This is a genomic window from Burkholderia sp. NRF60-BP8 (genome assembly GCF_001522585.2).
Lineage (GTDB): Bacteria > Pseudomonadota > Gammaproteobacteria > Burkholderiales > Burkholderiaceae > Burkholderia.
Genome location: NZ_CP013373.1, coordinates 321,490 through 337,179, shown reverse-complemented (window position 1 = coordinate 337,179; position 15,690 = coordinate 321,490). Strand labels below are relative to the sequence as shown.

29 protein-coding genes are annotated in these 15,690 nt (G+C 59.9%); all 29 read right to left on the bottom strand.

Going from position 1 to position 15,690, the window contains the following annotated elements:
- Positions 1 to 105: 105 nt before the first annotated feature.
- Positions 106 to 1,083 (bottom strand): DNA-directed RNA polymerase subunit alpha, encoded by a 978-nt coding sequence (locus tag WS54_RS14655; RefSeq protein WP_006477176.1) that lies wholly within the window; start codon positions 1,081 to 1,083, stop codon positions 106 to 108.
- Between the two features lie 124 nt (positions 1,084 to 1,207).
- Complete coding sequence (rpsD, locus tag WS54_RS14650) at positions 1,208 to 1,831, bottom strand: 30S ribosomal protein S4 (RefSeq protein WP_006477177.1); 624 nt, start codon at positions 1,829 to 1,831, stop codon at positions 1,208 to 1,210.
- Positions 1,832 to 1,985: 154 nt separating this feature from the next.
- Complete coding sequence (rpsK, locus tag WS54_RS14645) at positions 1,986 to 2,387, bottom strand: 30S ribosomal protein S11 (protein ID WP_004197937.1); 402 nt, start codon at positions 2,385 to 2,387, stop codon at positions 1,986 to 1,988.
- A 28-nt stretch (positions 2,388 to 2,415) separates the two neighbouring features.
- Positions 2,416 to 2,781 (bottom strand): 30S ribosomal protein S13, encoded by a 366-nt coding sequence (gene rpsM, locus WS54_RS14640; RefSeq protein WP_006400641.1) that lies wholly within the window; start codon positions 2,779 to 2,781, stop codon positions 2,416 to 2,418.
- Positions 2,782 to 2,819: 38 nt separating this feature from the next.
- Complete coding sequence (gene rpmJ, locus WS54_RS14635; RefSeq protein ID WP_004199844.1) at positions 2,820 to 2,936, bottom strand: 50S ribosomal protein L36; 117 nt, start codon at positions 2,934 to 2,936, stop codon at positions 2,820 to 2,822.
- A 20-nt stretch (positions 2,937 to 2,956) separates the two neighbouring features.
- The gene (infA, locus tag WS54_RS14630) at positions 2,957 to 3,175 is read right to left on the bottom strand and encodes a translation initiation factor IF-1 (protein ID WP_004521905.1); all 219 of its coding nucleotides are present in this window, start codon (positions 3,173 to 3,175) and stop codon (positions 2,957 to 2,959) included.
- 8 nt (positions 3,176 to 3,183) lie between these two features.
- Positions 3,184 to 4,533, bottom strand: a complete 1,350-nt coding sequence (secY, locus tag WS54_RS14625) for a preprotein translocase subunit SecY (RefSeq protein WP_006482915.1) — start codon at positions 4,531 to 4,533, stop codon at positions 3,184 to 3,186.
- Between the two features lie 42 nt (positions 4,534 to 4,575).
- Positions 4,576 to 5,010, bottom strand: coding sequence for a 50S ribosomal protein L15 (rplO, locus tag WS54_RS14620; RefSeq protein ID WP_006482880.1), 435 nt, complete (start codon positions 5,008 to 5,010; stop codon positions 4,576 to 4,578).
- A 26-nt stretch (positions 5,011 to 5,036) separates the two neighbouring features.
- Positions 5,037 to 5,219 carry a 50S ribosomal protein L30 gene (gene rpmD, locus WS54_RS14615; RefSeq protein WP_006400644.1) on the bottom strand — a complete coding sequence of 61 codons (183 nt, stop codon included), beginning with the start codon at positions 5,217 to 5,219 and terminating at the stop codon, positions 5,037 to 5,039.
- Positions 5,220 to 5,234: 15 nt separating this feature from the next.
- Complete coding sequence (gene rpsE, locus WS54_RS14610; protein ID WP_006752931.1) at positions 5,235 to 5,753, bottom strand: 30S ribosomal protein S5; 519 nt, start codon at positions 5,751 to 5,753, stop codon at positions 5,235 to 5,237.
- A 14-nt stretch (positions 5,754 to 5,767) separates the two neighbouring features.
- The gene (gene rplR, locus WS54_RS14605; protein WP_006477183.1) at positions 5,768 to 6,133 is read right to left on the bottom strand and encodes a 50S ribosomal protein L18; all 366 of its coding nucleotides are present in this window, start codon (positions 6,131 to 6,133) and stop codon (positions 5,768 to 5,770) included.
- A gap of 12 nt (positions 6,134 to 6,145) precedes the next feature.
- Positions 6,146 to 6,676 (bottom strand): 50S ribosomal protein L6, encoded by a 531-nt coding sequence (rplF, locus tag WS54_RS14600; RefSeq protein WP_006477184.1) that lies wholly within the window; start codon positions 6,674 to 6,676, stop codon positions 6,146 to 6,148.
- An 18-nt stretch (positions 6,677 to 6,694) separates the two neighbouring features.
- Positions 6,695 to 7,090: a 30S ribosomal protein S8 gene (gene rpsH, locus WS54_RS14595; protein WP_006477185.1), complete on the bottom strand. Its 396-nt coding sequence runs from the start codon at positions 7,088 to 7,090 to the stop codon at positions 6,695 to 6,697.
- Between the two features lie 14 nt (positions 7,091 to 7,104).
- Positions 7,105 to 7,410, bottom strand: coding sequence for a 30S ribosomal protein S14 (rpsN, locus tag WS54_RS14590; RefSeq protein WP_006482884.1), 306 nt, complete (start codon positions 7,408 to 7,410; stop codon positions 7,105 to 7,107).
- 7 nt (positions 7,411 to 7,417) lie between these two features.
- Positions 7,418 to 7,957 carry a 50S ribosomal protein L5 gene (gene rplE / locus WS54_RS14585; protein WP_006482882.1) on the bottom strand — a complete coding sequence of 180 codons (540 nt, stop codon included), beginning with the start codon at positions 7,955 to 7,957 and terminating at the stop codon, positions 7,418 to 7,420.
- Between the two features lie 16 nt (positions 7,958 to 7,973).
- Complete coding sequence (gene rplX / locus WS54_RS14580) at positions 7,974 to 8,282, bottom strand: 50S ribosomal protein L24 (protein ID WP_006477187.1); 309 nt, start codon at positions 8,280 to 8,282, stop codon at positions 7,974 to 7,976.
- 9 nt (positions 8,283 to 8,291) lie between these two features.
- Positions 8,292 to 8,660, bottom strand: a complete 369-nt coding sequence (rplN, locus tag WS54_RS14575) for a 50S ribosomal protein L14 (RefSeq protein ID WP_006482918.1) — start codon at positions 8,658 to 8,660, stop codon at positions 8,292 to 8,294.
- Positions 8,661 to 8,969: 309 nt separating this feature from the next.
- On the bottom strand, positions 8,970 to 9,242 hold the full coding sequence (rpsQ, locus tag WS54_RS14570) for a 30S ribosomal protein S17 (protein ID WP_006477189.1): 273 nt from the start codon (positions 9,240 to 9,242) through the stop codon (positions 8,970 to 8,972).
- The gene (rpmC, locus tag WS54_RS14565; RefSeq protein ID WP_006400652.1) at positions 9,239 to 9,433 is read right to left on the bottom strand and encodes a 50S ribosomal protein L29; all 195 of its coding nucleotides are present in this window, start codon (positions 9,431 to 9,433) and stop codon (positions 9,239 to 9,241) included. Before rpmC ends, rpsQ begins: the two co-directional genes overlap by 4 nt.
- Before the next feature lie 9 nt (positions 9,434 to 9,442).
- Positions 9,443 to 9,859 (bottom strand): 50S ribosomal protein L16, encoded by a 417-nt coding sequence (gene rplP / locus WS54_RS14560; RefSeq protein WP_006765417.1) that lies wholly within the window; start codon positions 9,857 to 9,859, stop codon positions 9,443 to 9,445.
- A 2-nt stretch (positions 9,860 to 9,861) separates the two neighbouring features.
- Entirely contained in the window at positions 9,862 to 10,662 is an 801-nt protein-coding gene (gene rpsC, locus WS54_RS14555) for a 30S ribosomal protein S3 (protein WP_006482899.1), read from the bottom strand.
- Positions 10,663 to 10,673: 11 nt separating this feature from the next.
- Positions 10,674 to 11,003, bottom strand: a complete 330-nt coding sequence (rplV, locus tag WS54_RS14550; protein WP_004199272.1) for a 50S ribosomal protein L22 — start codon at positions 11,001 to 11,003, stop codon at positions 10,674 to 10,676.
- A gap of 12 nt (positions 11,004 to 11,015) precedes the next feature.
- A complete protein-coding gene (gene rpsS / locus WS54_RS14545) occupies positions 11,016 to 11,291 on the bottom strand; it encodes a 30S ribosomal protein S19 (protein WP_004199273.1) in 276 nt (91 codons plus the stop codon).
- Positions 11,292 to 11,301: 10 nt separating this feature from the next.
- Complete coding sequence (rplB, locus tag WS54_RS14540; protein WP_034209733.1) at positions 11,302 to 12,129, bottom strand: 50S ribosomal protein L2; 828 nt, start codon at positions 12,127 to 12,129, stop codon at positions 11,302 to 11,304.
- Between the two features lie 2 nt (positions 12,130 to 12,131).
- Positions 12,132 to 12,446: a 50S ribosomal protein L23 gene (rplW, locus tag WS54_RS14535; protein ID WP_004199275.1), complete on the bottom strand. Its 315-nt coding sequence runs from the start codon at positions 12,444 to 12,446 to the stop codon at positions 12,132 to 12,134.
- Positions 12,443 to 13,063, bottom strand: coding sequence for a 50S ribosomal protein L4 (rplD, locus tag WS54_RS14530; RefSeq protein ID WP_006477192.1), 621 nt, complete (start codon positions 13,061 to 13,063; stop codon positions 12,443 to 12,445). The genes rplW and rplD overlap by 4 nt, the downstream gene beginning before the upstream one ends.
- Positions 13,063 to 13,713, bottom strand: a complete 651-nt coding sequence (rplC, locus tag WS54_RS14525; RefSeq protein ID WP_006482922.1) for a 50S ribosomal protein L3 — start codon at positions 13,711 to 13,713, stop codon at positions 13,063 to 13,065. The genes rplD and rplC overlap by 1 nt, the downstream gene beginning before the upstream one ends.
- 178 nt (positions 13,714 to 13,891) lie before the next feature.
- Complete coding sequence (gene rpsJ / locus WS54_RS14520) at positions 13,892 to 14,203, bottom strand: 30S ribosomal protein S10 (RefSeq protein ID WP_004199280.1); 312 nt, start codon at positions 14,201 to 14,203, stop codon at positions 13,892 to 13,894.
- Positions 14,204 to 14,487: 284 nt separating this feature from the next.
- Positions 14,488 to 15,678, bottom strand: a complete 1,191-nt coding sequence (tuf, locus tag WS54_RS14515) for an elongation factor Tu (RefSeq protein ID WP_034209732.1) — start codon at positions 15,676 to 15,678, stop codon at positions 14,488 to 14,490.
- Positions 15,679 to 15,690 lie beyond the last annotated feature (12 nt).

Here is a 15,690-nt window from a genome sequence, read left to right as displayed (position 1 = left end):
ACCTCGGAAGGCGCACGGGCCGGTAACGAAAAAAAGCAAGATGCGGATTTTAAAGGAAAATCCGCATCTTTGCCAACTACGGCTATAGCCAGGCTACGACCGGGCTTACTTGTCGAGACCAGCCGGCGGCCAGTTCTCGAGCTTCATGCCCAGCGTGAGACCGCGCGAAGCGAGCACTTCCTTGATCTCGTTGAGCGACTTGCGACCGAGGTTCGGCGTCTTCAGCAGCTCGTTTTCCGTGCGCTGGATCAGGTCGCCGATGTAGTAGATGTTCTCGGCCTTCAGGCAGTTCGCCGAACGAACCGTCAGCTCGAGATCGTCCACCGGACGCAGCAGGATCGGATCGATCTGCGGTGCACGCGACGGCGCTTCGGCTGCCGTTTCCGTGCCTTCCAGCGCCGCGAACACGGACAACTGGTCGACCAGGATGCGGGCCGACTGGCGGATCGCTTCTTCCGGCGTGATCACGCCGCTCGTCTCGATGTTCATCACGAGCTTGTCGAGGTCGGTACGCTGCTCGACACGCGCGCTTTCGACGGCGTAGCTCACGCGGCGAACCGGCGAGAACGATGCGTCGAGGACGATGCGGCCGATGATCTTGGCCGTGTCTTCGCCGTAGCGACGGACGTTGCCGGGCACGTAGCCGCGACCCTTTTCGATCTTGATCTGAACGTCGAGCTTGCCGCCCTTCGACAGGTGCGCAATCACGTGATTCGGGTTGATGACTTCGCAATCGTGAGCCAGCTCGATATCGCCGGCCGTCACGACGCCTTCACCTTCCTTGCGCAGCGTAACCGTCACTTCGTCACGGTTATGCAGCTTGAACACCACGCCCTTCAGGTTCAGCAGCAGGTTGACGACGTCTTCCTGCACGCCATCCAGCGTCGAGTACTCGTGCACCACGCCTGCGATCGTGACTTCGGTCGGCGCGTAGCCCACCATCGACGACAGCAGCACGCGGCGAAGCGCATTGCCCAAGGTGTGGCCGTAACCGCGTTCGAACGGTTCCATGACCACCCTCGCGTGGTTCTCGCCCAGCGATTCCACGGCGATGATCTTGGGTTTCAGCAAACTGGTTTGCATGGGCTTTCCTTTTCAATACCCTCGGCTCGTTACACCGATAAGGCTGACCGGTAACAACCAGAAAATAAACAGCCGAGGCCCGTCCTTGCGCAACGCAATCGGGGTACCTCGGCCGTCAATCGGATTAACGCGAATACAATTCGACGATCAGGCTTTCGTTGATGTCGCCTGCGATTTCAGCGCGTTCCGGCATTTGCTTGAACGTGCCTTCGAACTTCTTCGCATCGACTGCAACCCAGCTCGGCATGCCGCCTTGCTCGGCCAGCGACAGCGCTTCGACGATACGCGCCTGCTTCTTCGCCTTTTCGCGGATCGCGACGACGTCACCCGCCTTCACTTGCTGCGACGGCACGTTTGCGACGACGCCGTTCACCGTGATCGACTTGTGGCTCACCAGCTGACGCGCTTCAGCGCGGGTCGAGCCGAAGCCCATGCGATACACGACGTTGTCGAGGCGCGACTCGAGCAGTTGCAGCAGGTTTTCACCCGTGTTGCCCTTGCGGCGATCGGCTTCAGCGAAGTAGCGACGGAACTGACGTTCCAGCACGCCGTAGATACGCTTGACCTTCTGCTTCTCGCGCAGCTGCGTACCGTAGTCGGACGTACGTGCGCCCGAGGTACGGCCGTGCTGACCCGGCTTGCTGTCGAGCTTGCACTTGTCGGCGAGCGAGCGGCGTGCGCTCTTCAGGAACAGGTCGGTGCCTTCACGGCGGGAAAGCTTGGCTTTGGGGCCGATATAACGTGCCACTTTGCATTCCTTTATCAATCAGTCACGCGGATCGAAATCCGCGCTAGTCCGCTCCCTTTGGGGCGAACGGTGGGCTTAGTCAATCAAAAAAGCAACGCCCGTCGACGCTGAGCGGCGACAGGCAATGCGCTAGCACGAACGTGCCAGCACATCCTTAGATACGACGACGCTTCGGCGGACGGCAGCCGTTGTGCGGAATCGGGGTGACGTCCGAAATCGCGGTGATCTTGATGCCGAGGCCGTGCAGTGCGCGCACTGCCGACTCGCGACCCGGGCCCGGGCCCTTGATCCGCACTTCCAGATTCTTCACGCCGTATTCCATCGCGACGCGGCCAGCCGACTCGGCTGCGACCTGAGCAGCGAACGGCGTCGATTTGCGCGAGCCCTTGAAGCCCTGACCGCCCGACGTCGCCCATGCCAGAGCGTTGCCTTGGCGATCGGTGATCGTGATGATCGTGTTGTTGAACGACGCGTGAACGTGAACCACGCCTTCAGCGACGTTCTTCTTAACCTTCTTGCGAACGCGTTGCGCCGCGGTGTTCGAAGCCTTAGCCATTACGTTTTCCTGTAACTGTCAGTTCCGCTTACTTCTTCAGCGCTTGCGCTGCACGACGCGGACCCTTGCGGGTACGTGCGTTCGTACGCGTACGCTGACCGCGCATCGGCAGGCCCTTGCGATGACGGACGCCACGGTAGCAACCGAGGTCCATCAGGCGCTTGATGTTCATCGTCACTTCACGGCGCAGATCGCCTTCGACGACAAACTTGCCTACTTCTTCACGCAGCTTTTCCAGGTCTGCGTCGGTCAGATCCTTGACCTTCTTCGAAAAATCGACGCCAGCTGCCACGCAGATGCTGCGCGAACGGGTGCGGCCGATACCGAAGATAGCCGTCAGGCCGATCTCGGTATGCTGGTGATTCGGGATGTTAACCCCTGCGATACGAGCCATTGTTTTTCCTCAAACAAAAAGCGCAAACAAACGCGCGGTCAGCCTTGGCGCTGCTTGTGGCGCGGATCCGAGCTGCAGATCACGCGAACGACGCCTTTGCGCTTGATGATCTTGCAATTGCGGCAAATGCGCTTAACCGATGCCATCACTTTCATGATAATACCCTTTTTTCAAATCACTTCGCCCGGAACACGATCCGCGCACGAGACAGATCGTAAGGCGTCAATTCAACCGTCACCTTGTCGCCCGGCAGGATGCGGATGTAGTGCATCCGCATCTTCCCGGAAATATGCCCCAACACGACATGGCCGTTTTCCAGCTTCACGCGGAAGGTCGCATTCGGGAGGTTTTCAATGACCTCACCCTGCATCTGGATTACATCGTCTTTGGCCATAGTCCTTTTCAACGCATCGGGATGTTGCCGCCCTTGAAGTTAGCCTTCTTGAGCAGCGACTCATACTGTTGCGACATAACGTACGACTGCACCTGCGCCATAAAGTCCATCGTGACGACGACAATGATCAGCAGCGACGTTCCACCAAAATAAAACGGCACGTTCCAGCGCAGCACCAGGAATTCCGGCAGCAGACACACGAAGACGATGTAGATCGCACCGGCCAGCGTCAGACGCGTGAGGATGCGGTCGATATATCGTGCGGTCTGATCGCCCGGACGGATGCCCGGAACAAACGCGCCGCTCTTCTTCAGGTTGTCTGCGGTCTCCCTGCTGTTGAACACCAGTGCGGTGTAGAAGAAGCAGAAAAACACGATTGCCAGCGTGTACAGCAGCACGTAGACCGGCTGGCCCGGCTTCAGCGCTTCCGCAACGTTATGCAACGTATTGGAAATCCAGCTTCCTGTCGGCTGACCGGTACTGAACCAGCCGAGAATCGTTGCCGGGAACAGAATGATCGACGATGCAAAGATCGGCGGAATCACGCCCGACATGTTCAGCTTCAGCGGCAGATGCGACGACTGCCCACCGTAGATCTTGTTGCCGACCTGACGCTTCGCGTAGTTCACGAGGATCTTGCGCTGACCGCGTTCGATGAACACGACCAGGTAAGTCACCGCGGCGATCAGAACGACGATGATGATCGCCGAAATGATGCTCATCGAACCCGTACGCACCAGCTCGAACAACCCACCCACGGCATTCGGGAACCCTGCTGCGATCCCGCCGAAGATGATGATCGAGATACCGTTGCCCAGACCACGCTCGGTAATCTGCTCGCCGAGCCACATCAGGAACATCGTGCCCGTAACCAGCGTCACGACCGTCGTCAGACGGAACAGCATGCCGGGATCGGTGACGAGGCCCGGCTGGTTTTCCAGCGCAGCCGCGATACCGAATGCCTGGAAGGTCGCGAGCACCACGGTGAAATACCGCGTGTACTGCGTGATCTTCCGTTGCCCTGCCTGCCCTTCCTTCTTCAGCGCCTCGAGCTGCGGCGAAACGATCGCCAGCAACTGCATGATGATCGACGCCGAGATGTACGGCATGATCCCCAGCGCAAAGATCGTGAAGCGGGAAAGCGCGCCACCCGAGAACATGTTGAACATGCCCAGGATGCCGCCCGCCTGGCTCTGGAACAGCTTAGCCAGTTGATCCGGATCGATGCCCGGCACGGGAATGTGCGCGCCGATGCGATAGACGATCAGCGCCAGGAGCAGGAACATCGCTCGCCGGCGCAGATCGCCGAATTTCGCCGTGCTTCGACCGGGTTTTGCAAGACTCGGGCTGTTAGCCAAGTACCTTCTCCGATGAATGCAAGTGACGACGCGCTACGCGTGTCACTCGGCGAACGAACCGCCAGCCGCTTCGATCGCAGCGCGCGCACCCTTGGTGGCACCGAGACCCTTCACGACGATCTTGCGCTTCAGTTCGCCCGTCGCGATGATCTTTGCGCTCTTCGTCAGCTCGCCGACCAGGCCGGCTTGCTTCAGTGCGAGCAGATCGATCTCGTCGACCGGCAGCTTCTCGAGGTCGCCCAGGCGCACTTCACCGACGAATTCCTTCGTCAGCGACGTGAAGCCGCGCTTCGGCAGACGACGTTGCAGCGGCATCTGACCGCCTTCGAAACCGACTTTGTGGAAGCCGCCCGAACGCGATTTCTGACCCTTGTGACCACGGCCAGCCGTCTTGCCGAGGCCCGAACCGATGCCACGACCGACGCGACGCTTGGCGTGCTTGGCGCCAGCGGCCGGCTTCAGGTTATTCAATTCCATATCAACTCCTTGATCCGTAGGGCCGCTTACGCGATGACCTTAACGAGGTACGAGACCTTGTTGATCATGCCGCGGACCGCCGGCGTGTCCTGCAGCTCGCTAACCGAGTTGAGTCGGCGCAGGCCCAGGCCACGCACGGTTGCGCGGTGCGATTCGCGGGTCCCGATCAGGCTCTTGACGAGCTGAACCTTGACAGTTTTTTCAGACATGGTGACCACCCGGGCTTAGCCCAAAATATCTTCGACGGACTTGCCGCGCTTCGCCGCGATGTCTGCCGGGGTCGACTGCTTGCGCAGACCGTCCAGCGTGGCGCGAACGAGGTTGTACGGGTTCGTCGAACCGTGGCTCTTCGCCACGACGTTCTGAACGCCCATCACGTCGAACACTGCGCGCATCGGGCCGCCGGCGATCACGCCCGTACCTGCCTTCGCCGGAGCGAGGAGGACAGCGGATGCGCCATGCTTGCCGTGCACTTCGTGCTGCAGCGTGCCGTTCTTGAGCGGCACCTTGAACATGTTGCGGCGAGCTTGTTCCATTGCCTTCTGGACAGCGACCGGCACTTCCTTCGCCTTGCCCTTGCCCATACCGATGCGGCCATCACCGTCGCCGACCACGGTCAGTGCGGCGAAGCCGAGAATACGGCCACCCTTCACGACCTTGGTCACGCGATTGACCGAAATCATCTTTTCGCGAAGGCCGTCGTCGCGCTCGTCAGCCTGAACTTTCGCTTGCATCTTTGCCATGACGAATTCCTTCCTTAGAACTTGAGCCCAGCTTCGCGAGCTGCCTCAGCCAGCGCCTTGACGCGGCCGTGGTAGCGGAAGCCCGAGCGGTCGAAGGCGACGGATTCGATGCCGGCAGCCTTTGCCTTTTCGGCAATACGCTTGCCGATCAGCGTCGCAGCATTGACGTTGCCGCCCTTGCCCGACTTGTCGGCCAGTTCTGCGCGCACTTCTGCTTCGAGCGTCGACGCGCTGGCGAGCACCTTGGTGCCGCACGGCGAGAACACTTGAGCGTAGATGTGCGTGTTCGTGCGATGCACGGCGAGACGCGCGACCTGCAGCTCAGCGATCTTGATACGCGTCTGGCGAGCGCGGCGCAGGCGAGATTGAGTCTTATCCATGATTGCGCACCCTTACTTCTTCTTCGTTTCTTTGAGGATCACAACCTCGTCGGCATAACGCACGCCCTTGCCCTTGTAGGGCTCCGGCGGACGGTAACCGCGGACTTCCGCAGCCACTTGACCGACTTGTTGCTTGTTGATCCCCTTGATCACGATTTCGGTTTGCGTCGGGGTTTCGGCCTTGACGCCTTCCGGCATCTGGTGCACCACCGGGTGCGAGAAACCCAGCGACAGGTTCAGCTTGTCGCCTTGCGCTTGCGCACGGTAACCGACGCCAACCAGCGTCAGCTTGCGCTCGAAACCCTTGGTCACGCCGTGCACGGCATTCGCGATGATCGCGCGCATCGTGCCCGACAGTGCATTTGCTTCGCGGCTTTCGTCGACCGGCGACAGATTCAGCGTGCCGTCGTTGTTCGCCACGTTCACGAGCGGATTGATCGCTTGCGTGATGGTGCCCAGCGGGCCCTTGACGGTGATCGCACCGTCGGCCAGCTTGACTTCCGCGCCTTGCAGCGCGATCGGGCTCTTACCTACTCGAGACATGTTTCTCTCTCCTCGGCTTTAAGCGACGTAGCAGATGACTTCGCCGCCGACGCCGGTAGCGCGCGCCTTGCGGTCGGTCATCACGCCCTTCGGCGTCGACACGATTGCCACACCGAGGCCGTTCATGACCTGCGGAATGTCGTTACGGCCGCGGTACACGCGCAGACCAGGCTTCGACACGCGCTCGAGGCGTTCGATGACCGGGCGACCTGCGTAGTACTTCAGCGCGATATTCAGTTCGGACTTCGCACCTTCCGCCTTCACGGCGAAATCGTCGATATAGCCTTCGTCCTTCAGGACTTGCGCGATTGCAACCTTGACCTTCGACGAGGGCATCGCGACCGATACCTTCTCGACCATCTGCGCGTTGCGGATGCGAGTCAGCATATCGGCGATAGGATCACTCATGCTCATTTACGTTTCTCCTATTACCAGCTCGCCTTGGTCAGGCCAGGAATCTCGCCACGGAATGCGATTTCACGAATCTTGTTACGCGCGAGGCCGAATTTACGGAACGTGCCACGCGGACGGCCCGTGATCGCGCAGCGGTTACGCTGGCGGGTCGGGTTTGCGTTGCGGGGCAGTTGCTGCAGCTCCAGGCGTGCTTCGTAGCGCTCTTCTTCCGACTTGCTTTGGTCTTCGACGATCGCCTTCAGCGCTTCGCGCTTTGCTGCGAACTTCGCGACCAAGCGGGCGCGCTTCTTTTCACGTTCGATCAGTGCCAGTTTAGCCACGGTAACCTCAGTTTCTGAACGGGAACTTGAAGCTGGCGAGCAGAGCCTTTGCTTCGTCGTCGGTCTTCGCAGTCGTCGTGATGCTGATGTTCAGCCCACGCAGTGCGTCGATCTTGTCGTAATCGATTTCGGGGAAAATGATCTGCTCTTTCACACCGATGTTGTAGTTGCCACGGCCATCGAAAGCACGACCCGACACACCGCGGAAGTCACGCACGCGGGGCAGGGCAACCGTCACGAAACGGTCGAGGAATTCGTACATCGCGCGGCCACGCAGCGTCACCATCGCGCCGATCGGGTAACCCTGGCGGATCTTGAAGCCTGCGATTGCCTTGCGGGCCTTCGTGACGACCGGCTTCTGGCCGGCGATCTTCGTGAGGTCGCCAACGGCGTTCTCGATGATCTTCTTGTCAGCGATCGCTTCGCCAAGACCCATGTTCAGCGTGATCTTGGTGATGCGCGGCACTTCCATGACCGACTTGTAACCGAACTTCTCGATCAGGCCGGGCACAACCTTTTCTTTGTAAAACTCTTGAAAACGAGCCATTTTTTACTCCGCTGCGTCAGGCGCTCAGTACGGCACCGGTCGTCTTCAGGAAGCGAACCTTCTTGCCTTCCTCGACCTTGATGCCAACACGCGACGCCTTGCCATTCGCGTCGACCAGTGCGACGTTCGAAATATGCAGGGGCATCGTCTTCGCTTCCACGCCGCCCGTCGTACCCTTCATCGGGTTCGGCTTCACATGCTTCTTGACGAGGTTGATACCTTCAACCGTCACATGTTCAGCACCGACAGCCAGCACGACGCCGCGCTTGCCCTTGTCCTTGCCAGTGACGACGATGACTTCGTCACCTTTGCGAATCTTGTTCATCGCGACTCCTTACAGCACTTCCGGCGCCAGCGAAACGATCTTCATGAATCGTTCGCTACGCAGCTCACGCGTCACCGGCCCGAAGATACGGGTGCCGATCGGCTCGAGCTTGTTATTCAAAAGCACAGCGGCGTTGCCGTCGAACTTGATCAGCGAGCCGTCTTGACGGCGCACGCCCTTGGCGGTGCGGACCACCACGGCGTTGTAAATTTCGCCTTTCTTCACGCGCCCGCGCGGCGTTGCCTCTTTGACGCTCACCTTGATGATGTCGCCAATGCCGGCATAACGACGCTTCGAGCCGCCGAGCACCTTGATGCACAGAACTTCGCGTGCACCCGTGTTGTCGGCTACTTCGAGCCGAGATTCGGTCTGGATCATGGTTTGTCTTTCCCAACTTAATCCGGATGCACCACCATGATGCATTCGGTCAGTCTTGGTCCCGTCAGCCAATCGGCTGCTTGGGTTGGAACAGCAGCGACGGCAAACGAAACCCGCCATCGCAATTCGGTGAATCTTTCGGACAGGCAGGCGCCAGTCCGCTTCCCCCACCAACTTCGCCCGCGACGGGGCTCCCATAAAGAGGGAAGACCGGGATTATAACAAATAATCCCGGTCACGCAAGCAAAAACTTTGCGATTTCAAGCACTTCGTGGAGAAGTGCCCGTTACTGCCTACTGCGCTGCCCGCTTAGATGACGCGAGCGGCTTCGACGAGGCGCGACACCGTCCAGGCCTTCGTCTTCGAAACAGGACGCGTTTCCTGGATTTCGACGAGATCGCCTTCGTTGTAGGTGTTCGCTTCATCGTGCGCGTGGTACTTCTTCGAACGCACGACATACTTGCCGTAGATCGGATGCTTGACGCGGTGCTCGATCAGCACGGTGACGGTCTTGTCCATCTTGTTGCTGACGACCCGACCGACCAGCGTCCGCTTCAGCGAGGTTTTCACGCTATCGTTCATTTCTGGTTCGCCTTCTGAGTCATGACGGTCCGCACACGTGCGATGTCGCGACGAACCTTCTTCAGCTGGCTCGTGTTCGTGAGCTGCTGGGTCGCGAGTTGCATGCGCAGGCCGAATTGCGCCTTCAGCAGGTCCGCCAGCTCCTTGTTGAGCGCGGCCTGGTCTTTCTGGAGAAGTTCGGAAGCCTTCATGTTTTCTCCTTAGGCGCCGAGCTGGCGCACGATGAATGCCGTCTTGAGCGGCAGCTTGGCTGCAGCCAGACGGAACGCTTCGCGTGCCAGTTCTTCGGATACGCCGTCCATTTCATAGAGCATCTTGCCCGGCTGAATCTCGGCGACGTAGTACTCCGGGTTACCCTTACCGTTACCCATACGCACTTCGGCCGGCTTCTGCGAAATCGGCTTGTCCGGGAAGATCCGGATCCAGATGCGGCCGCCACGCTTGATGTGACGCGTCATTGCACGACGCGCCGCTTCAATTTGACGTGCGGTCAAACGACCGCGACCGATCGCCTTCAGGCCGAATTCACCGAACGACACGGCGTTGCCGCGCGTCGCCTTGCCGGTGTTACGACCCTTCTGCTCTTTACGATACTTTCTGCGTTTCGGTTGCAGCATCGTTATTCTCCAGTCTTGCCGTCTTCGGGCTTGCCGGCGCCACGGCGCGGTGCGCCACGACGAGCACCCGGAGCGCCGCCTTCGCCGTCACGGCGCGGACGACGGTCGCCCGGACGCGCATTGCGACGCGGACGCTTGTCTTCGGCTACTTCTTCCACCACCGGTGCATCGTTGCGGCCGAGCGTATCGCCCTTGTAGACCCACACCTTGACGCCGATGATCCCGTAAGTCGTCTTCGCTTCCGAAGTCGCGTAGTCGATATCAGCACGCAGCGTGTGAAGCGGCACGCGACCTTCGCGGTACCACTCCGTACGAGCGATTTCGATACCGTTCAGACGGCCTGCGCTCATGATCTTGATGCCTTGGGCACCCAGACGCATCGCGTTCTGCATCGCACGCTTCATCGCGCGACGGAACATGATCCGGCGCTCGAGCTGTTGCGTGATCGAGTCAGCGATCAGCTGAGCATCGGTTTCCGGCTTGCGGATTTCCTCGATGTTGACGTGAACCGGCACGCCCATGCGGCGTTGCAGTTCCGTCTTCAGCTGTTCGATGTCCTCGCCCTTCTTGCCGATGACCACGCCCGGACGCGAGCTGTAAATCGTGATGCGCGCGTTCTTCGCCGGACGCTCGATGACCACCCGACCGACCGAAGCGTTCTTCAGCTTCTTCTTCAGGTATTCACGAACACCGATGTCTTCCTGCAGCATCGCCGCGAAATTGTTGTTGTTCGCGTACCAACGCGAAGCCCAATTGCGGCTGACAGCCAGGCGGAAGCCAGTCGGATGAATTTTCTGTCCCATCGTATGGCTCCTTAATTCCCGACCGTCACAGTGATGTGACAGGATTGCTTCTCGATGCGGTTACCGCGGCCCTTGGCGCGCGCGGTGAAACGCTTGAGCGATGCAGCCTTGTCGACGTAGATGCTCTTGATCTTGAGCTCGTCGATATCAGCGCCTTCGTTGTGCTCCGCATTCGCGATTGCCGACAGCACAACCTTCTTCACGATGCCAGCCGCCTTCTTCGGCGAGAACGTCAGAACGTTCAGCGCCTTGTCGACCGGCAAACCGCGGATCTGGTCAGCCACAAGGCGCGTTTTCTGCGCCGAGATGCGGGCACCGCGATGAATTGCTTTCACTTCCATCTTGATTGCCCCTTATTTCTTGGCCTTCTTGTCGGCTGCGTGACCCTTGAACGTACGGGTCAGTGCGAACTCGCCAAGCTTGTGGCCGACCATGTTTTCCGAGATGTACACCGGAACGTGTTGACGGCCGTTGTGAACAGCGATCGTCAGGCCGATGAAATCCGGCAGAATCGTCGAGCGACGCGACCAGGTCTTGATCGGCTTTTTGTCGCGCGAAGCTGCAGCCGCCTCAACTTTCTTCAGCAAATGGGCGTCGCAGAACGGACCTTTTTTTACAGAACGTGCCATTGCCTACTCCTTAACGCTTGTGACGGCGCTGGACGATCATCGTCGTCGTGCGCTTGTTGCTGCGGGTGCGGTAACCCTTAGCCGGCGTACCCCACGGGCTCACCGGGTCGCGACCTGCAGCCGTCTTGCCCTCACCACCACCGTGCGGGTGATCGACCGGGTTCATCGCAACGCCACGCACCGTCGGGCGGATACCGCGCCAGCGGTTCGCGCCAGCCTTGCCGATCTGGCGCAGGCTATGCTCTTCGTTGCCGACTTCACCGATCGTTGCACGGCACTCGATGTGCACGCGGCGGATTTCGCCCGAACGCAGACGAACCTGCGCGTAGACGCCTTCACGCGCCAACAGCATGGCCGACGTGCCAGCCGAACGCGCCATTTGCGCGCCCTTGCCCGGCAGCATCTCGATGCAGTGGATCGTCGTACCGACCGGAATGTTGCGGATCGGCAGCGTGTTGCCTGCACGGATCGGCGCTTCCGAACCCGACATCAGCTGTTGGCCGACGGTCAGGCCCTTCGGGGCGATGATGTAGCGACGTTCGCCGTCTGCGTAGAGCACCAGCGCGATGTTCGCGCTGCGGTTCGGGTCGTACTCGAGACGCTCGACCTTTGCCGGAATGCCATCCTTCGTGCGACGGAAATCGACGATACGATAGTGCTGCTTGTGACCACCACCCTTGTGACGCGTGGTGATACGGCCGTTGTTGTTACGGCCGGCGGTCGAGCTCTGCGAGTCGAGCAGTGCCGCGTACGGCTTGCCCTGGTGCAGATTCTTGTTGACCACCTTGACCATCGCGCGGCGACCCGGCGAAGTCGGTTTAACTTTCACGATTGCCATGATTACTTGGCCTCCGCTTCAAAGTTGATTTCCTGGCCGGGCTTCAGGCAGACGTACGCCTTCTTCACGTCCTTGCGGCGGCCCATCGAACGGCCGAAGCGCTTTTGCTTGCCCTTCTGAACCAGCACGTTGACCGAATCAACTTCAACCTTGAACAGCAGCTCGACAGCCGCCTTCACTTCCTGCTTCGTGGCATCCGGTGCGACTTCGAACACGACTTGCTCGTTCTTGTCGGCAACCAGCGTCGCCTTTTCGGAAATCACCGGTGCGAGCAGGACCTGCATCAAACGATGATCGTTCTTGCGAATCTCGCTCATGACAGCAACTCCTCGATCTGGGCGACCGCAGCCTTCGTGACCAGCACTTTCTTGAAGTAGATCAGCGACAGCGGGTCAGCGTAGCGCGGCTCGACAATTGCCACGTGCGGCAGGTTGCGCGATGCCAGGTACAGGTTTTCGTCAACCGTGTCGGTGATGATCAGCACGGAGTCGAGACCCATGGTCTTGAATTTGTCGGCCAGCAGCTTGGTCTTCGGCGCTTCGAGGATGATGTCCTCGACGACCGACAGACGGCCTTCGCGGGCCAGCTGCGAGAAGATCGAGCAGAGGCCTGCGCGATGCATCTTCTTGTTGACCTTGTGCGAGAAGTTTTCTTCCGGCGAATTCGGGAAGATACGACCACCGCCACGCCACAACGGGCTCGACGACATACCGGCACGAGCGCGGCCCGTACCCTTCTGGCGCCACGGCTTCTTGGTCGTGTGCTTGACTTGCTCGCGGTCCTTCTGTGCGCGGTTACCCTGGCGAGCATTCGCCTGGTAAGCGACGACGACCTGGTGGATCAGCGCTTCGTTGTAGTCACGACCGAACACGACGTCCGATGCGTTGACCACTGCACCTTCCTGACCATTTTCGTTCAGGAGCTTGAGTTCCATTATTTCGCCCCCTTGGTCTTGACGGCCGGCGTCACGAAGACCTTGCCGCCCTTCGCGCCCGGAATCGCACCCTTCACGAGCAGCAGCTTGCGCTCTGCGTCGATACGGGCGATTTCGAGGTTCTGCACCGTCACCGTCACGTCACCCATGTGACCCGTCATGCGCTTACCCGGGAAAACACGACCCGGATCCTGCGCCATACCGATCGAGCCCGGCACGTTGTGCGAGCGCGAGTTACCGTGCGTGGCACGGCCGGAGGAGAAGTTGTAACGCTTGATCGTACCGGCGTAGCCCTTACCGATCGACACGCCTTGCACGTCGACCTTCTGGCCCACTTCGAAAAGATCTGCACCGACCACGGCGCCATTCGACAGCTCGGCTGCCTTGGCCGCGTCAATGCGGAATTCCTTGAGGATTTCACCGGCTTCGACACCGGCTTTGGCGAGATGACCTGCCAGCGGCTTCGTCACGCGCGATGCGCGGCGGGAGCCGAATGCAACCTGCACGGCCGTGTAGCCGTCGGTTTCAACAGTCTTGATCTGCGTCACGCGGTTGTCCGACACGTCCAGCACGGTGACGGGAATCGAATCCCCTTCAGCCGTGAAGATACGGGTCATGCCAACCTTGCGACCTACGAGTCCAAGGCTCATCATTTTCTCCATTCCCGACTGCGATTGGTCGGGGCTGATTTACAAAATGCCGGGCACGCAAGGCCCAACTTTTTTACGCGAATACGCGAAAAGCCAAGCAGTATAGCCCGACTTCTCGATTTCCGCAAGCAATACAAAGACTTAGCACCATCCGGCACGCCGGCCGGCGCTGGAAGCCTTACTGCAGCTTGATTTCCACGTCGACGCCAGCCGGCAGGTCGAGCTTCATCAGCGCGTCAACGGTCTTGTCCGTCGGGTCGACGATGTCCATCAGGCGCTGGTGGGTGCGGATTTCGAGCTGATCGCGCGACGTCTTGTTGACGTGCGGCGAGCGCAGGATGTCAAAACGCTGAATGCGCGTCGGCAGCGGCACCGGGCCACGGACGATTGCGCCAGTCCGCTTCGCGGTATCGACGATTTCGGCAGCCGATTGATCGATCAGACGATAGTCGAATGCCTTCAGGCGAATGCGGATTTTCTGTTGCTGCATGACGATTCCTTGAAAAGAGCGAGGCGATGTTGCATCGCCGGACACTAAAAGAACGTGAAACATGACGCCAGCGGGGAGCGAAGCATCAGGTTCCGGGCGGTACTTCCACTGCTAAGCCCGCGATTCTACACGAAAATTCGCGGCGGTGGGCGTTTGTCAATAGAGCGGTTCGCACGCCACAAAGAAAAACCGGGTGCCAGATCGAACTGGACACCCGGTTTCCGCGGTACGCAGTTGCTTACCGTGGAATCGCGGACCCCGCCGGGATCCGCGGATCGTCGATATTACTCGATGATCTTGGCGACTACGCCGGCGCCGACCGTACGGCCGCCTTCGCGGATTGCGAAGCGCAGACCTTCTTCCATCGCGATCGGAGCGATCAGCTTCACCGTGATCGACACGTTGTCGCCCGGCATCACCATTTCCTTGTCCTTCGGCAGCTCGATCGAGCCCGTCACGTCCGTCGTACGGAAGTAGAACTGCGGACGGTAGTTGTTGAAGAACGGCGTGTGACGGCCGCCTTCGTCCTTGCTCAGCACGTACACTTCAGCCGTGAAGTGCGTGTGCGGCGTGATCGAACCCGGCTTCGCCAGAACCTGGCCGCGCTCCACGTCTTCACGCTTCGTGCCGCGCAGCAGGATACCCACGTTGTCGCCTGCCTGACCTTGGTCCAGCAGCTTGCGGAACATTTCAACGCCCGTGCAGGTCGTCTTCACCGTCGGCTTGATACCGACGATTTCGATTTCCTCGCCGACCTTGATGATGCCGCGCTCGACACGACCCGTCACCACCGTACCGCGGCCCGAGATCGAGAACACGTCTTCCACCGGCATCAGGAACGCGCCGTCAACCGCACGCTCCGGCGTCGGGATGTACGTGTCCAGTGCGTCTGCCAGGTTCATGATCGCCACTTCGCCCAGCTCGCCCGTGTCGCCTTCCAGCGCCAGCTTTGCCGAACCCTTCACGATCGGCGTGTCGTCGCCCGGGAAGTCGTACTTCGACAGCAGTTCGCGAACTTCCATCTCGACCAGCTCGAGCAGTTCCGCGTCGTCCACCATGTCGCACTTGTTCAGGAACACGATGATGTACGGAACGCCAACCTGACGTGCCAGCAGGATGTGCTCGCGCGTTTGCGGCATCGGGCCGTCTGCTGCCGAGCAAACCAGGATCGCGCCGTCCATCTGCGCCGCACCCGTGATCATGTTCTTCACATAGTCAGCGTGGCCCGGGCAGTCGACGTGGGCGTAGTGGCGGTTAGCCGTTTCGTACTCGACGTGCGCCGTGTTGATCGTGATGCCGCGCGCCTTTTCTTCCGGTGCCGCGTCGATCTGGTCGTACGCCTTCGCTTCGCCGCCGAACTTCTTCGTCAGAACCGTCGTGATCGCTGCCGTCAGCGTCGTCTTGCCGTGGTCAACGTGACCAATCGTACCAACGTTCACGTGCGGCTTGGTCCGCTCAAACTTTTCTTTTGCCATGATTCTCTTCTT

What these genes read in the sequence shown, in the direction of transcription:
- rpmC (WP_006400652.1), bottom strand. Translation starts at nt 9,433, where the DNA reads ATGAAGGCTTCCGAACTTCTCCAGAAAGACCAGGCCGCGCTCAACAAG.
- rpsQ (WP_006477189.1), bottom strand. Translation starts at nt 9,242, where the DNA reads ATGAACGATAGCGTGAAAACCTCGCTGAAGCGGACGCTGGTCGGTCGG.
- rpsE (WP_006752931.1), bottom strand. Translation starts at nt 5,753, where the DNA reads ATGGCAAAGATGCAAGCGAAAGTTCAGGCTGACGAGCGCGACGACGGC.
- rplR (WP_006477183.1), bottom strand. Translation starts at nt 6,133, where the DNA reads ATGGATAAGACTCAATCTCGCCTGCGCCGCGCTCGCCAGACGCGTATC.
- rplB (WP_034209733.1), bottom strand. Translation starts at nt 12,129, where the DNA reads ATGGCAATCGTGAAAGTTAAACCGACTTCGCCGGGTCGCCGCGCGATG.
- infA (WP_004521905.1), bottom strand. Translation starts at nt 3,175, where the DNA reads ATGGCCAAAGACGATGTAATCCAGATGCAGGGTGAGGTCATTGAAAAC.
- rplO (WP_006482880.1), bottom strand. Translation starts at nt 5,010, where the DNA reads ATGGAATTGAATAACCTGAAGCCGGCCGCTGGCGCCAAGCACGCCAAG.
- rplE (WP_006482882.1), bottom strand. Translation starts at nt 7,957, where the DNA reads ATGGCTCGTTTTCAAGAGTTTTACAAAGAAAAGGTTGTGCCCGGCCTG.
- WS54_RS14655 (WP_006477176.1), bottom strand. Translation starts at nt 1,083, where the DNA reads ATGCAAACCAGTTTGCTGAAACCCAAGATCATCGCCGTGGAATCGCTG.
- rpsK (WP_004197937.1), bottom strand. Translation starts at nt 2,387, where the DNA reads ATGGCTAAGGCTTCGAACACCGCGGCGCAACGCGTTCGCAAGAAGGTT.
- rpmD (WP_006400644.1), bottom strand. Translation starts at nt 5,219, where the DNA reads ATGTCTGAAAAAACTGTCAAGGTTCAGCTCGTCAAGAGCCTGATCGGG.
- rplD (WP_006477192.1), bottom strand. Translation starts at nt 13,063, where the DNA reads ATGGAACTCAAGCTCCTGAACGAAAATGGTCAGGAAGGTGCAGTGGTC.
- rpsS (WP_004199273.1), bottom strand. Translation starts at nt 11,291, where the DNA reads ATGGCACGTTCTGTAAAAAAAGGTCCGTTCTGCGACGCCCATTTGCTG.
- rpmJ (WP_004199844.1), bottom strand. Translation starts at nt 2,936, where the DNA reads ATGAAAGTGATGGCATCGGTTAAGCGCATTTGCCGCAATTGCAAGATC.
- rplX (WP_006477187.1), bottom strand. Translation starts at nt 8,282, where the DNA reads ATGAACAAGATTCGCAAAGGTGACGAAGTCATCGTCGTCACTGGCAAG.
- rplC (WP_006482922.1), bottom strand. Translation starts at nt 13,713, where the DNA reads ATGAGCCTTGGACTCGTAGGTCGCAAGGTTGGCATGACCCGTATCTTC.
- tuf (WP_034209732.1), bottom strand. Translation starts at nt 15,678, where the DNA reads ATGGCAAAAGAAAAGTTTGAGCGGACCAAGCCGCACGTGAACGTTGGT.
- rpsM (WP_006400641.1), bottom strand. Translation starts at nt 2,781, where the DNA reads ATGGCTCGTATCGCAGGGGTTAACATCCCGAATCACCAGCATACCGAG.
- rpsH (WP_006477185.1), bottom strand. Translation starts at nt 7,090, where the DNA reads ATGAGCATGAGTGATCCTATCGCCGATATGCTGACTCGCATCCGCAAC.
- rplP (WP_006765417.1), bottom strand. Translation starts at nt 9,859, where the DNA reads ATGCTGCAACCGAAACGCAGAAAGTATCGTAAAGAGCAGAAGGGTCGT.
- rpsJ (WP_004199280.1), bottom strand. Translation starts at nt 14,203, where the DNA reads ATGCAGCAACAGAAAATCCGCATTCGCCTGAAGGCATTCGACTATCGT.
- rplF (WP_006477184.1), bottom strand. Translation starts at nt 6,676, where the DNA reads ATGTCTCGAGTAGGTAAGAGCCCGATCGCGCTGCAAGGCGCGGAAGTC.
- rplW (WP_004199275.1), bottom strand. Translation starts at nt 12,446, where the DNA reads ATGAGCGAGATTCGCAAGAACGATCATCGTTTGATGCAGGTCCTGCTC.
- rplN (WP_006482918.1), bottom strand. Translation starts at nt 8,660, where the DNA reads ATGATCCAGACCGAATCTCGGCTCGAAGTAGCCGACAACACGGGTGCA.
- rplV (WP_004199272.1), bottom strand. Translation starts at nt 11,003, where the DNA reads ATGGAAGTGAAAGCAATTCATCGCGGTGCCCGCATCTCGGCGCAGAAA.
- rpsC (WP_006482899.1), bottom strand. Translation starts at nt 10,662, where the DNA reads ATGGGACAGAAAATTCATCCGACTGGCTTCCGCCTGGCTGTCAGCCGC.